Below are 13,739 nucleotides of genomic sequence, written 5' to 3' on the forward strand. Positions count from 1 at the left end.
TTACGTGCCCGGTTCAGGCACCGAAAGCAATAGCGTCTGGCGAGGTGAACCAGCAACCGGCCAGCACGGGCGATCCGGGCAGCATCTGCGCTGCCTCAGGAAAGCCGCGTGTCGCCGATGAGGAAGCGCTCCGACAATGGCAGGCTTGCACCGCCGAGCGCACGAGCATGTATGCCGACCGTACCCTCTCGCACGAGCGGGACGGTCAGGCCTTCGACATCGATCTTATGCAACGACGTCTTGACCGCTTCGACCAACCGCTTGCGCACCTCCGTCGGCATCCACCCGTCGATGATTGCAGCTTCGAAATCGATCACGGCGGAGGCCGCGACGATGGCGTAGGCCAGCGCATCGGCCGCGGTTTCTATCCAGCTATTCAGATCCGCGCCGATGTCTCCCCAGTCGTCCGGAGAGGTCCACAGATACGAAGCGTCGACGCCCTTACCGTTGAGCGTCCTTTCGAGGATGGCGATGGACGCCACATCGATCAGCTGGATCGGGCGGCCATTGGGGCCCGGCACAGGCATCGAACCAAGTGCTCCGGCATTGCCGCTGGGACCGCTATAGAGCCTGCCGCTCAGGACCAAACCGCCGCCGGCAAAAGCGCCGATGTAGAAATAGATGAAATCGCGCAGCGGTCCGCTCTGGCCGAACACCAATTCGGCGCCGCACGCCGATGTCGCATCATTTTGCAGATAAACGGGAAAGTTGCACTGCTGCCCGATGCGCTCGCGTATGTCGAGGTGCCGCCATTGGTCCATGATCTCGGCCGGAGCGCCGGCAGTCTCGGCCCAGCTCCAGAGTTCGAAAGGCATGGCGATACCCAAGCCGGCGATGCGCCTGTCCTGCTCTTCGTCGAGGCCGGCGCGCAGCTCCGTAATGCCGGATTTGACGAACTCGATCGTCTCCTCGGGCGCTGGGAAGTGATAGGAATGCTGGAGCATCGCGCGGACTTTGCCGAGGAAATCGATCAGGACGAGTTCGGCGCTGCGCCGGCCGATCTTCAGCCCGAGGAAATAGGCCCCTTCGGGATTAAGCGACATCGGGATCGATGGTTGGCCGATCTTTCCACGCACCGGCTCTTCGCGCAGGAGCAGCCCGTCCTGCTCGAGTTCGCGCATGATGACGGAGACAGTCTGCGCGGAAAGCCTGGTCATGCGCGCGATATCGGACTTGGCCAGACTGCCGTGGCGGCGTACGAGCGAGAGCACGAGCCTTTCGTTGTGGTCCCTCATTCCGCTCTGGTTCGTGCCATGATGAAACCGGCTCTCCCCCAGTTCGCGCGAACCGTGCCTGAGATCGCCGGATTGCACTTATTCCTCCCGATTGCTGGTTCCAGCCTTTTCCGCGAGAATGGCCAGTAACCCTCGGCCTGTCAATAATAAATAAGAGTGATTTAATTATTGACAAACCAATTGGGCTGCTGTTTTCTCATGCAAGATTGCCGAGGCGACAGCGTCTCGACGTCTGTAGGATGCCGGCTTTCCGGCATCGGTCGTGTTTCACTGGGAGGATACCGTGACCAAGAATGCAATTCTGAAATCCACCGTTTTCGGCGCGGCCGCTGCCGCTCTTCTGGCTTTCGCGCCTGCCGCTTCCGCGGCCGATATCAGCGCCTGCCTCATCACCAAGACCGACACCAATCCGTTCTTCGTCAAAATGAAGGAAGGCGCCACTGCGAAGGCGCAGGAACTCGGCGTCACCTTGAAGGCTTACGCCGGCAAGATCGACGGCGACAATGAAAGTCAGGTCGCCGCGATTGAGTCGTGCATTGCCGACGGCGCCAAGGGCATCCTGCTCGTGCCTTCCGATACAAAGGCGATCGTGGATTCCGTCAAGAAAGCCCGCGACGCCGGCATTCTGGTAATCGCGCTCGACACGCCGCTCGAACCGATCGACGCTGCCGACGCTACGTTCGCCACCGACAATTTCAAGGCGGGCGAACTGATCGGTTCCTGGGCGAAGGCTACGCTCGGCGACGCGGCCAAGGATGCCAAGATCGCCTACATGGATCTCACTCCGAGCCAGCCGACCGTCGACGTTCTTCGTGACCAAGGATTTATGACCGGCTTCGGCATCGACACCAAGGATGTGAACAAGATCGGCGACGAAGACGATCCACGCAACGTCTGCCATGACGTCACCAATGGCAATGAGGAAGGTGGCCGCAAGGCAATGGAGAACTGCCTCCAGAAGGATCCGGGCATCAACGTCGTCTACACGATCAATGAACCGTCGGCGGCAGGCGCCTACGAGGCGTTAAAGTCGGTCGGTATGGAATCGAACGTGCTGATCGTTTCGGTCGATGGCGGCTGCCCGGGCGTGAAGAACGTCGAGGCGGGTGTTATCGGCGCAACCTCGCAGCAGTACCCGCTGTTAATGGCCTCCATGGGTATCGAGGCGATCAAGAAGTTCGCCGACACCGGCGAAAAGCCTGCACCGACCGAAGGTAAGGACTTCTTCGATACCGGAGTGACGCTAGTCACCGACAAGCCGGCTGTGGGTGTGGAATCCATCGACACCAAGGAAGGTCTGGCGAAGTGCTGGGGTTGATTTGATCTGTTGACGTGACGTCAATAGTTTCGGTGGGGGCGGTCTCCGGACCGCCCTTGCACAAAGCATTTCGGGAGGAGTACAGCCATGAGCGACGCCACCGCGGCAGGCGGGAAACAACCGCAGGAATTTGAGAAGGTGTTGTCGGGCAGCGATACTTCGGTCGCCAACTTCGACACTCAATCCAGGACGCCAGTAGAGCGCGCCCAGCATTTCCTTCATTCAAATCCGGCAGCGGTTCCGCTGATCGTGCTACTGCTTTCGATCTTGGGTTTTGGAATTGCCATCGGAGGCAAGTTCTTCTCGGCGTTCACGATGACGCTGATCCTCCAGCAGGTGGCCATCACCGGCATCATCGGTGCGGCGCAAACGCTGGTGATCCTCACCGCCGGTATCGACCTTTCCGTCGGTGCGATCATGGTCCTGTCGTCCGTCGTGATGGGGCAGTTCACATTCCGTTATGGCCTTCCCGTGCCGGTAGCAATCCTCTCCGGCTTTGCCGTGGGCGGGCTCTGCGGCTGGATCAACGGTGCGCTGGTGGCTCACATGAAGCTGCCACCGTTCATCGTGACGCTAGGCACCTGGCAGATATTCCTTGCAGCCAACTTTCTCTATTCAGCCAACGAGACGATACGCTCGCAGGACATCGACGCCCAGGCGCCGCTGCTCAAAATATTCGGCGACACCTTCCGCCTGGGCGGCGCGGTCTTCACCTTTGGCGTTATCGTCATGGTGCTGTTGGTCGCGGTGCTCTGGTATATCCTGAACCACACCGCGTGGGGACGCCATGTCTATGCTGTTGGCGACGATCCCGAGGCGGCCAAGCTCTCCGGTGTTCGGGTCAAGGGCACGCTGGTGCAAGTTTATGTCCTGTCCGGCTTGATATGCGCGCTTGCCGGCTGGGTGCTGATCGGCCGCCTCGGTTCGGTTTCGCCAACCTCGGGTCAGTTCGCCAATATCGAATCCATTACCGCGGTGGTCATCGGCGGCATCTCGCTGTTCGGCGGACGCGGATCGATCCTCGGTATGATCTTCGGTGCGCTGATCGTCGGCGTCTTCTCACTCGGTCTGAGGCTGATCGGTACAGATCCGCAATGGACCTACCTTCTTATCGGTTTGCTCATCATCGTCGCTGTTGCGATCGACCAGTGGATCAGAAAGGTTGCCGGATAATGTCTCAGGAACCCATCCTCACTGCCCGCAGTCTCGTCAAGCGCTACGGCCGCGTTACTGCGCTGGATCACGCCGATTTCGATCTCTATCCGGGAGAAATCCTGGCCGTGATCGGCGACAACGGAGCCGGAAAGTCCTCGCTGATCAAGGCGATCTCCGGAGCGACTCATCCCGACGAGGGCGAGATTCGCCTGAACGGCGAGGTGATCAATTTCAGGTCGCCGATGGAAGCACGCGACGCCGGCATCGAGACGGTCTATCAGAATCTCGCTTTGTCGCCGGCGCTGTCGATCGCCGACAACATGTTTCTTGGACGCGAGATCCGCAAGCCCGGCTTTCTCGGCCAGTGGTTCAGGATGCTGGACCGGCCGGCCATGGAAAAGCGCGCCCGGGAGAAGCTGACGGAACTCGGGCTGATGACCATCCAGAACATCGGCCAGGCCGTCGAAACGCTTTCGGGAGGACAGCGCCAGGGCGTCGCGGTCGCGCGGGCGGCGGCATTCGGCTCGAAGGTTGTCATCATGGACGAGCCGACGGCCGCTCTTGGAGTCAAGGAGTCGCGCCGCGTTCTGGAACTCATTCTGGACGTGAAGAAACGCGGGCTGCCGATCGTTCTGATCTCTCACAACATGCCGCATGTTTTCGAGGTTGCCGACCGCATCCATATCCACCGGCTCGGCCGCCGCCTGACGGTCATCGACCCGAAGGAATACACGATGTCGGATGCTGTGGCGTTTATGACGGGCGCCAAGAAGGCGCCGGAACAGGCTATGGCCGCATAGCCACAATGCGCCAATTGCCTGCGGCGTTTAACCGATTGTACTTGCCGCGGGATCGGATAGCATGAAAACGGGAGGAATCTGGAGCCACGCCGCTTGACGAGGCTCCAATTCGAAAACGCTCAAGAGGCGATATGACGCTTGTAAAGACAACCGAACTCCCACGGCTGAATTTGACAAACTCCGATCCCAAAGCACTCGCTGCCGAAATCCTCGAAGCCCTGAAATACAGGGTCGGCAAGGACGCGGCGGTCGCAACTCGCGAAGACTGGCTGACCGCTTCGATCAAGGTCGTGCGAGATCGCATCGTCGACCGCTGGCATGAATCCACCAAGGAGGCGTACGAAGCCGGCGCCAAGCGTGTCTATTATCTGTCCCTGGAATTCCTGATCGGCCGGCTTATGCGGGATGCGTTCTCCAATCTGGGCGTAATGGACGCAATGCGCGAGGCGCTCGCCACCCTAGGCGTCGACCTGGACGTGATTGCCGCGCTGGAGCCCGATGCCGCACTCGGCAATGGCGGCCTGGGACGGCTTGCCGCCTGCTTCATGGAAAGCATGGCGACCGTCGGCGTGCCGGCACATGGCTATGGCATTCGTTACGCCAATGGCATGTTCCGTCAGGAAATCCACGACGGCTGGCAGGTCGAACTGCCTGAAACCTGGCTCGATCACGGCAATCCATGGGAGTTCGAGCGTAGGGAGCGGACGTTCGAGGTAGGCTTTGGCGGGACGGTCGAATCTGTCGCCGGTAAGGACGGACGCCTGGAGCGCCACGTCTGGAAGCCGCACGACCGGCTGCTGGCCGTCGCCTACGACACGCCCGTCGTCGGCTGGCGCGGCGCCCGCGTTAACACGCTGCGGCTATGGTCGGGCATGCCGATCGATCCGATCCTGCTCGACGCCTTCAACGCCGGCGATCATATCGGAGCGCTGCGCGAGAGCAACAAGGCCGATGCGCTGTCGCGGGTGCTTTATCCCGCCGATTCGAGCGAAGCCGGCCAGGAGCTGCGGCTGAGGCAGGAGTATTTCTTCTCCACCGCGTCCCTGCAGGACATCATCCAGCGCCATCTCAGCCAATATGGCGACCTGCTGTCGCTTCCCGACAAGGCGGCGATTCACCTGAACGACACTCACCCGGCCATAGCCGTGGCTGAACTGATGCGGCTCCTGATGGACGTGCATCTGCTCGATTTCGACACCGCCTGGGACATCAGCAAGCGGACTTTCGCCTATACGAACCACACGCTTTTGCCCGAGGCGCTGGAAAGCTGGGCGGTGCCGCTGTTCGAGCGGCTGCTGCCGCGTCACATGCAGATTATCTACGCGATCAACGCCGAGCTTCTGCTCGAGGCGCGTGCCTCGGATCGGTTCAGCGGCGAAGAGATCAGCCACATCTCGCTGATCCAGGAGAATGGCGAGCGCCGTGTCCGCATGGGCAATCTGGCCTTTGCCGGTTCGCACTCGATCAACGGCGTTTCGGCTTTACACACCGAATTGATGAAGGAAACGGTGTTCGCCGATCTGCACAGGCTCTATCCCGACCGGATCAACAACAAGACCAATGGCATCACGTCGCGTCGCTGGCTGTTCCAGAGCAATCCGGGGCTGACGACACTCATCCGCGAGGCGATCGGTGATCGCTTCCTGGATGACATCGACGCGCTGAAAGAACTGGACGGGTTCGCCGAAGACGCCTCGTTCCGCGAGCAGTTCGCGTCGGTAAAGCGCGCCAATAAGGAGCGGCTGGCGGCGATGGTCATGGAGCGTCAGGGCATCAGGGTCGATCCGTCGGCGCTGTTCGACATCCAGATCAAGCGTATCCACGAATACAAGCGCCAGCTCCTGAACATCGTCGAGGCGGTGGCGCTCTACGACCAGATCCGTTCGCATCCCGAACGGGACTGGATGCCGCGGGTAAAATTCTTCGGTGGCAAGGCCGCGCCCAGCTATCACAACGCCAAGCTGATCATCAAACTCGCCAATGACGTGGCCAGGGTGATCAACCGCGATCCGGCGGTGCGGGGGCTGCTGAAGGTGGTGTTCGTGCCGAACTACAATGTCAGCACGGCCGAGATCATGGTGCCGGCCGCCGACCTCTCCGAGCAGATCTCGACCGCTGGTATGGAGGCTTCGGGCACCGGCAACATGAAATTCGCGCTGAACGGCGCCTTGACGATCGGCACGCTCGACGGGGCGAATGTCGAGATCAAGGAATGCGTCGGCGACAACAACATCTTTATCTTCGGCCTGACCGCCGACGAAGTCGCCGAGCGGCGCAGCAACGGCTATGCGCCGCGTACCGTCATCGAAGGATCGCCCGAGCTGTCGCAGGCGCTGGCGGCGATCTCGTCGGGCGTGTTTTCACCGGACGACCGCAATCGCTACCGGGAACTGATGGACGGTCTCTATCAGCACGACTGGTTCATGGTCGCGGCCGATTTCGACGCCTATGCCGACGCGCAGCGCCAGGTAGATGCCGTCTGGCGCAACAGCCCCGACTGGTATGCCAGGACAATCCGCAACGTCGCTCGGACGGGATGGTTTTCTTCGGACCGCACCATTCGCCAATATGCCAACGAAATCTGGAACGTCCCGGCATGATATGAATTTCTGACCGTAGCGGAAGCCTGAGGAGGGGCGCCGACCATGAAGAAGCCGCGTGCGACCGCCGCGACCAAAGAGCTGACCGGTCTCACCACGCGCAGCGATGTCGAGGCGATTGTTTCGGGCCGGCATGGCGACCCGTTTTCGGTCCTGGGAGTTCACGAAGCAGACGGCAGGCTGGTGGCGCGCTGTTTTGTGCCGCACGCGGAACTCGTGACCGCCTTCACGCTTCAGGGCAAGAAGGCAGGGGAGCTTGCGCGTGTCCACGACGCGGGATTCTTTGAAGGCAAGCTGACCATCCGAAAACGCCAGCCGCTAAGATATCTGGCGAGGAACGCCGGTGGAGAATGGCGGCTGACCGACCCCTATTCGTTTGGGCCGGTTCTCGGGCCTATGGACGATTATTTCATCGCCGAGGGCTCGCATCTCAGGCTTTTCGACAAGCTCGGCGCGCATCTGATTTCGCATGAAGGCGCATCAGGAGTGCATTTCGCGGTGTGGGCGCCCAATGCCCAACGCGTCTCGGTTGTCGGCGATTTCAACGAATGGGACGGGCGCCGCCATTCCATGCGCCGCCGCATCGATACCGGCATCTGGGAGGTGTTTGTTCCTGATCTCGGCGAAGGCCGGCCCTACAAATATGAGATCATCGGGCCGACGGGAGAAAAACTGCCCTTGAAGGCCGATCCGTTCGCTTTCCGCTCCGAACTGCGGCCGGCGACGGCTTCGGTGACCACCGCGCCGCTTCAGCACGAATGGGGCGACGAAGCGCACAAGGCCTTCTGGCAAAACACGGACATCCGTCGCGAGCCCATCTCAGTCTACGAGGTCCACGCCGGCTCGTGGCAACGCCATCCGGACGGCTCCTTCCTGTCGTGGGACGAACTCGCCGACCGGCTTATCCCTTATGTCGTCGATACCGGCTTTACCCATATCGAGTTCATGCCGATAACCGAGCATCCCTACGATCCGTCATGGGGCTATCAGACGACCGGACTTTATGCGCCGACGGCGCGGTTCGGCGAGCCGGAAGGCTTTGCGCGCTTTGTCGACGGCGCGCATCGGGCGGGCGTCGGCGTCATCCTCGATTGGGTGCCGGCGCATTTCCCGGTCGACGAGCACGGCCTGATCTGGTTCGACGGCACCGCGCTCTACGAGCACGCCGACCCCCGCAAGGGATTTCATCCCGACTGGAACACCGCGATCTACAATTTCGGCCGCCGTGAGGTCGTGTCGTTTCTCGTCAACAACGCGCTGTTCTGGGCCGAGAAATACCATCTGGACGGCCTGCGCGTCGATGCGGTCGCCTCGATGCTCTACCTCGACTATTCGCGCAAGGCGGGGGAGTGGATTCCCAACGAGCTTGGCGGGCGCGAGAACCTCGAAGCCGTGAAGTTTCTGCAGAAGATGAATATCGCCGTCTATGGTGCCCATCCCGGCGTTATCACGGTCGCCGAAGAGTCCACGTCGTGGCCGAAGGTGTCGCAGCCTGTGCATGAGGGCGGATTGGGCTTCGGCTTCAAGTGGAACATGGGCTTCATGAACGACACGCTGGAATACCTGTCGAAGGAGCCGATCCACCGCAAGCACCATCATGGCGAGATCACCTTCGGCCTGGTCTATGCCTTCAGCGAGAATTTCGTACTGCCGCTCTCGCACGACGAGGTGGTGCACGGCAAAGGCTCGCTGCTCACCAAGATGGCAGGCGACGACTGGCAGAAGTTCGCGACGCTGCGCGCCTACTACGCCTTCATGTGGGGCTATCCCGGCAAGAAGCTTCTGTTCATGGGCCAGGAGTTCGCCCAGCGTGACGAGTGGAGTGAAGCCAAGCAGCTCGACTGGCATCTGCTCGACTATGCGCCGCATCGCGGCGTGCGGCAGCTGGTGCGCGATCTCAACTATCTCTACCGCTCGCGCCCGGCTCTTCATGCGCGCGATTGTGAGCCGGAGGGCTTTTCCTGGCTTGTGGTCGACGATAGCCAGAACTCGGTATTTGCCTGGCTGCGCACGACGGCAGGCGGCAATCCGGTTGCCATCATCTCGAATTTCACGCCCGTGCCGCGCGAAAACTATCGTATCCCGCTGCCGGCCGCCGGGCGGTGGCGAGAGGTCATGAATACCGACGCGACCTACTATGGCGGGTCGGGCAAGGGCAATGCGGGCGTGGTAGTGGCGATGAAGGAAGCAGGAGGAGAAGTTTCGGCCACGATGCTTCTGCCGCCGCTGGCCACGATCATGCTCGAGTGCATGCCGGAATGAGTATTTGGGAGGGTGCTATGGTGGATATGAAAAGAAATCAGCCGCTGGCGCGCGACGCCATGGCTTATGTGCTGGCGGGCGGGCGGGGCAGCCGCCTGAAGGAACTGACCGACCGGCGCGCCAAACCCGCCGTCTATTTCGGCGGCAAGACCCGCATCATCGATTTCGCCCTTTCCAATGCCCTGAATTCCGGCATTCGCCGCCTCGGCGTGGCGACGCAATACAAGGCGCATTCGCTGATACGCCATCTGCAGCGCGGCTGGAATTTCCTGCGGCCGGAGCGCAACGAGAGCTTCGACATACTGCCGGCGAGCCAGCGTGTATCCGAGACGCAGTGGTATGAGGGCACCGCCGACGCGGTTTACCAGAACATCGACATAATCGAGAGCTACGGCCCGGAATACATGGTGATTCTGGCCGGCGACCACATCTACAAGATGGATTACGAGTTGATGCTGCGGCAGCATTGCGAGGCCGACGCGGACGTGACCGTTGGTTGCCTGGAAGTGCCGCGCATGGAGGCGACAGGCTTCGGCGTGATGCATGTCGACAAGAAGGACAACATCATCTCCTTCATCGAAAAGCCCGCCGACCCGCCCGGCATTCCAGACAAGCCCGATTGTGCGCTTGCTTCCATGGGCATTTACGTGTTCCGGACGAAGTTTCTGATGGATCAGTTGCGCCGCGACGCCGCCGAACCGGATTCCAGCCGCGATTTCGGCAAGGACATCATTCCCTACATCGTCAAGAACGGTAAGGCTATCGCGCACCGCTTCGCCAAGTCATGCGTGCGTTCAAGCGCTGAAAACGAGGCGTATTGGCGGGACGTGGGGACGGTTGACGCCTATTGGGAGGCGAATATCGACCTGACCGATATTACGCCGGAACTGGACCTCTACGATCGCGATTGGCCGATCTGGACCTATGCCGAACTGAAGCCGCCGGCAAAGTTCGTCCATGACGAGGATGGCAGGCGCGGCGAGGCGATATCCTCGCTCGTTGCGGGCGACTGCATCGTTTCCGGCGCATCTCTCAGGCGAAGCCTGATTTTTACCGGCGCCCGCATAAATTCCTACTCGACGCTCGAGGACGTGGTCATGCTGCCGGACTGCCACGTTGGGCGCAGCGCACGCCTTCGGCGAGTCGTCATCGACCATGGCGTGAAAATCCCCGAAGGGCTGGTGGTCGGCGAGGATCCGGTTCTCGACGCCAGCCGCTTCCGGGTTTCGGAGAAAGGCATTTGCCTGATCACGCAGGAGATGATTGAGCGGCTGGACGCCTGACGATGCAGGTTCTTGCCGTCACGCCGGAGATATTTCCGCTGATCAAGTCCGGCGGGCTGGCCGACGTTGCCGGTGCTCTTCCGGTGGCGCTGGCCGGGCAGGGCGTGACGACGCGAACGCTCGTTCCGGGCTACCCGACGGTGATGAGCGCTTTCAGAAAGAAGAAGGCGCTGTATCAGTATTCAAGCCTGCAGGGCGGCAAGACGTCGGTCCATGCCGCCAGCATCTCGGGCCTTGACCTGTTCGTGCTCGACGCGCCGCATTTGTTCGACCGCGCGGGGGGACCTTACGGCGACGCGACCGGGGCCGACTGGCCCGACAATTGGCGGCGGTTCGCCGCACTCAGCCAGGCCGGCGCGGACATAGCGGGCGGCGCGATTTCCGGCTATGCGCCAGACCTCGTCCATGTCCATGACTGGCAGTCGGCGATGACGCTCGCCTATATGCGCTACGGAAAGGCCAACACCGTTCCGTCCGTAGTCACCGTCCATAATCTGGCCTTTCAGGGGCAGTTCGCCGCCGCGATATTTCCGGAGTTGGGATTGCCCGCATCGGCCATGGCGCTTGACGGCGTTGAATATTATGGCGGCGTCGGCTTCCTGAAGGCCGGCCTGCAAGCCGCGACCGCGATCACCACGGTTAGCCCCACCTACGCGCAGGAAATCCGTACGCCCGCCTTCGGCATGGGGCTCGACGGTCTCCTCAATCTGCGCGCAGGCGACCTACACGGCATCGTCAACGGGATCGACACCGGAATCTGGAATCCAGCGACTGATCCGCACCTTGTGGCGAACTATTCGTCGAAATCGCTCAAGGCGCGGAAGGCCAACCGCAAAGCTGTCGAAGAACGCTTCAATCTGGTTTCCGACGATAGCCCGATCGTCTGTGTCGTCAGCCGGCTGACCTGGCAGAAGGGCATCGACATCCTGGCCGGGTCGCTCGACGACCTCGTCGCGGCCGGCGCGAGGCTCGCGGTGCTAGGCTCCGGCGACCAGGGTCTGGAAGGCGCGCTGCTGGCCGGCGCGGCACGGCATCGCGGTCGCGTCGGCGTCGTGATCGGCTACGACGAGGCGCTGTCGCACATGATGCAGGGCGGCTGCGACGCCATCGTCATACCGTCTCGCTTCGAGCCTTGCGGGCTGACGCAGCTCTACGGGCTGCGCTACGGCTGCGTTCCTATCGTCGCCCGCACCGGCGGGCTGGCCGACACGGTGATCGATGCCAATGAGGCTGCCGTCGCCGCCGGTGTGGCAACCGGATTCCAGTTCGCGCCCGAAAGCGCGGCCGCATTCGGCCACACGATGAGGCGGATGATCTCGGCGCATGCCGATCCCGCCGTGTGGGCAGCGATACAGAAACAGGGCATGAAGTCGGACGTTTCATGGGATCGCAGCGCCCAAAAATACGTTCAGCTCTACACATCCTTGATAGCGAAAGGGCAGCCTGGCGGATGACAAGAACAGTCGAAACCAAACCGTTCAGCGACCAGAAGCCGGGCACCTCCGGCTTGCGCAAGAAAGTGCCGGTTTTCCAGCAGGAACATTATGCCGAGAATTTCATCCAGTCGGTTTTCGATTCCCTCGAAGACTTTCAGGGCCAGACGCTGGTAATCGGCGGCGACGGTCGCTACTTCAACCGCGAGGTCATCCAGACGGCCATTGCCATGGCTGCGGGCAATGGCTTCGGCCGCGTGATCGTCGGGCAGGGCGGTATCCTGTCGACGCCGGCCGCATCGCACATTATCCGCAAATACAAGGCATTCGGCGGCCTGATTCTCTCGGCAAGCCACAATCCCGGCGGCCCGCATGAGGATTTCGGCATAAAGTACAATGCCGGCAATGGCGGCCCGGCGCCGGAAAGGCTTACCGATGCCATCTTCGAGCGCTCCAAGACGATTTCGCGCTTCGTGATCGCCGACATCGGCCCCGTCGACCTCGACCGCCTCGGCTCTGTCGAAGCCGGCGGCATGAAAGTGGAGGTGGTCGATCCGGTCGCGGATTATGCCGAACTGATGGAGACGCTGTTCGACTTCGACGCGATCCGAAAAATGTTCAAGGGGGGCTTCCGCATGGCATTCGACGCCATGCACGCGGTGACCGGCCCCTATGCGAAGGAAATCCTCGAGAAGCGGCTCGGCGCGCCGGATGGAACAGCGCGCAACTTCGTGCCGCTGCCAGATTTCGGCGGCCACCACCCCGACCCGAACCTGGTCCATGCCAAGGCGCTTTACGACGAGATGATGGGTGACGATGCGCCTGATTTCGGTGCGGCATCGGACGGCGATGGCGATCGCAACCTGGTCATCGGCCGGCGCATTTTCATCACGCCGTCGGACTCGCTGGCGATGCTCGCCGCGAACGCGCATCTGGCGCCGGGCTACAAGGCTGGGCTGAAGGGCATCGCCCGTTCCATGCCGACCAGCGGCGCGGCCGACCGCGTCGCCGAAAAGCTCGGCATCGGCATATACGAGACGCCGACCGGATGGAAGTTCTTCGGCAATTTGCTGGACGCGGGCATGGCGACGATCTGCGGCGAGGAAAGTGCGGGCACCGGCTCCGACCATGTCCGCGAGAAGGACGGACTCTGGGCCGTGCTGCTGTGGCTGAACATACTGGCAGCGCGCGGCGAGAGCGCCCGCGATATCGTCATCAAGCACTGGGTGACCTATGGCCGGAACTATTATTCGCGGCACGATTACGAAGAGGTCGAGACGGAAGCAGCCAACCGGCTAATGACCGAACTGCGTGACAGGCTGGCGGCGCTGCCCGGAACGGCGATCCGCGGCATGACCATCGAGGCCGCGGACGATTTCGCCTACCACGACCCGGTCGATGGCTCGGTGAGCAAGAACCAGGGAATCCGGATCATGTTCGAGGGCGGCTCGCGCGCCGTTTTCCGGCTGTCCGGCACCGGCACTTCCGGCGCCACGCTCAGGCTCTACGTTGAACGCTACGAGCCTGATCCGACCCGCCACGATCTCGACACGCAGGAAGCGCTCTCCGACTTGATACTGGCGGCGGACGAGATTGCCGGCATCCGCCGCCACACGGGGCGGGACAAGCCGAGCGTCATTACGTGATACAGGT

At 61.7% G+C, this 13,739-nt stretch carries 9 protein-coding genes; 8 read left to right on the forward strand and 1 reads right to left on the reverse strand.

Annotation, left to right across the window (positions count from 1 at the left end; all coding sequences use genetic code 11):
• Positions 1–95: 95 nt before the first annotated feature.
• Positions 96–1,313 carry an ROK family transcriptional regulator gene (locus tag ABVK50_RS07150; RefSeq protein ID WP_353642220.1) on the reverse strand — a complete coding sequence of 406 codons (1,218 nt, stop codon included), beginning with the start codon at positions 1,311–1,313 and terminating at the stop codon, positions 96–98.
• A 223-nt stretch (positions 1,314–1,536) separates the two neighbouring features.
• On the opposite strand from ABVK50_RS07150, the gene ABVK50_RS07155 reads away from it, so the two are divergent.
• From ABVK50_RS07155 to ABVK50_RS07190, 8 genes are all read left to right on the forward strand, one after another.
• A complete protein-coding gene (locus tag ABVK50_RS07155) occupies positions 1,537–2,553 on the forward strand; it encodes a sugar ABC transporter substrate-binding protein (RefSeq protein ID WP_353645993.1) in 1,017 nt (338 codons plus the stop codon).
• An 87-nt stretch (positions 2,554–2,640) separates the two neighbouring features.
• Positions 2,641–3,726: an ABC transporter permease gene (locus tag ABVK50_RS07160; RefSeq protein ID WP_353642219.1), complete on the forward strand. Its 1,086-nt coding sequence runs from the start codon at positions 2,641–2,643 to the stop codon at positions 3,724–3,726.
• On the forward strand, positions 3,726–4,508 hold the full coding sequence (locus ABVK50_RS07165) for an ATP-binding cassette domain-containing protein (RefSeq protein WP_353642218.1): 783 nt from the start codon (positions 3,726–3,728) through the stop codon (positions 4,506–4,508). Before ABVK50_RS07160 ends, ABVK50_RS07165 begins: the two co-directional genes overlap by 1 nt.
• Before the next feature lie 131 nt (positions 4,509–4,639).
• Positions 4,640–7,108: a glycogen/starch/alpha-glucan phosphorylase gene (locus ABVK50_RS07170; RefSeq protein ID WP_353642217.1), complete on the forward strand. Its 2,469-nt coding sequence runs from the start codon at positions 4,640–4,642 to the stop codon at positions 7,106–7,108.
• A 45-nt stretch (positions 7,109–7,153) separates the two neighbouring features.
• Positions 7,154–9,370, forward strand: coding sequence for a 1,4-alpha-glucan branching protein GlgB (gene glgB / locus ABVK50_RS07175; RefSeq protein WP_353642216.1), 2,217 nt, complete (start codon positions 7,154–7,156; stop codon positions 9,368–9,370).
• Between the two features lie 17 nt (positions 9,371–9,387).
• Positions 9,388–10,653, forward strand: a complete 1,266-nt coding sequence (glgC, locus tag ABVK50_RS07180) for a glucose-1-phosphate adenylyltransferase (RefSeq protein WP_353642215.1) — start codon at positions 9,388–9,390, stop codon at positions 10,651–10,653.
• A 2-nt stretch (positions 10,654–10,655) separates the two neighbouring features.
• Complete coding sequence (gene glgA / locus ABVK50_RS07185) at positions 10,656–12,107, forward strand: glycogen synthase GlgA (protein ID WP_353642214.1); 1,452 nt, start codon at positions 10,656–10,658, stop codon at positions 12,105–12,107.
• Entirely contained in the window at positions 12,104–13,732 is a 1,629-nt protein-coding gene (locus tag ABVK50_RS07190; RefSeq protein WP_353642213.1) for an alpha-D-glucose phosphate-specific phosphoglucomutase, read from the forward strand. The genes glgA and ABVK50_RS07190 overlap by 4 nt, the downstream gene beginning before the upstream one ends.
• Positions 13,733–13,739 lie beyond the last annotated feature (7 nt).

This window comes from Mesorhizobium sp. WSM2240 (assembly GCF_040438645.1).
Lineage (GTDB): Bacteria > Pseudomonadota > Alphaproteobacteria > Rhizobiales > Rhizobiaceae > Allomesorhizobium.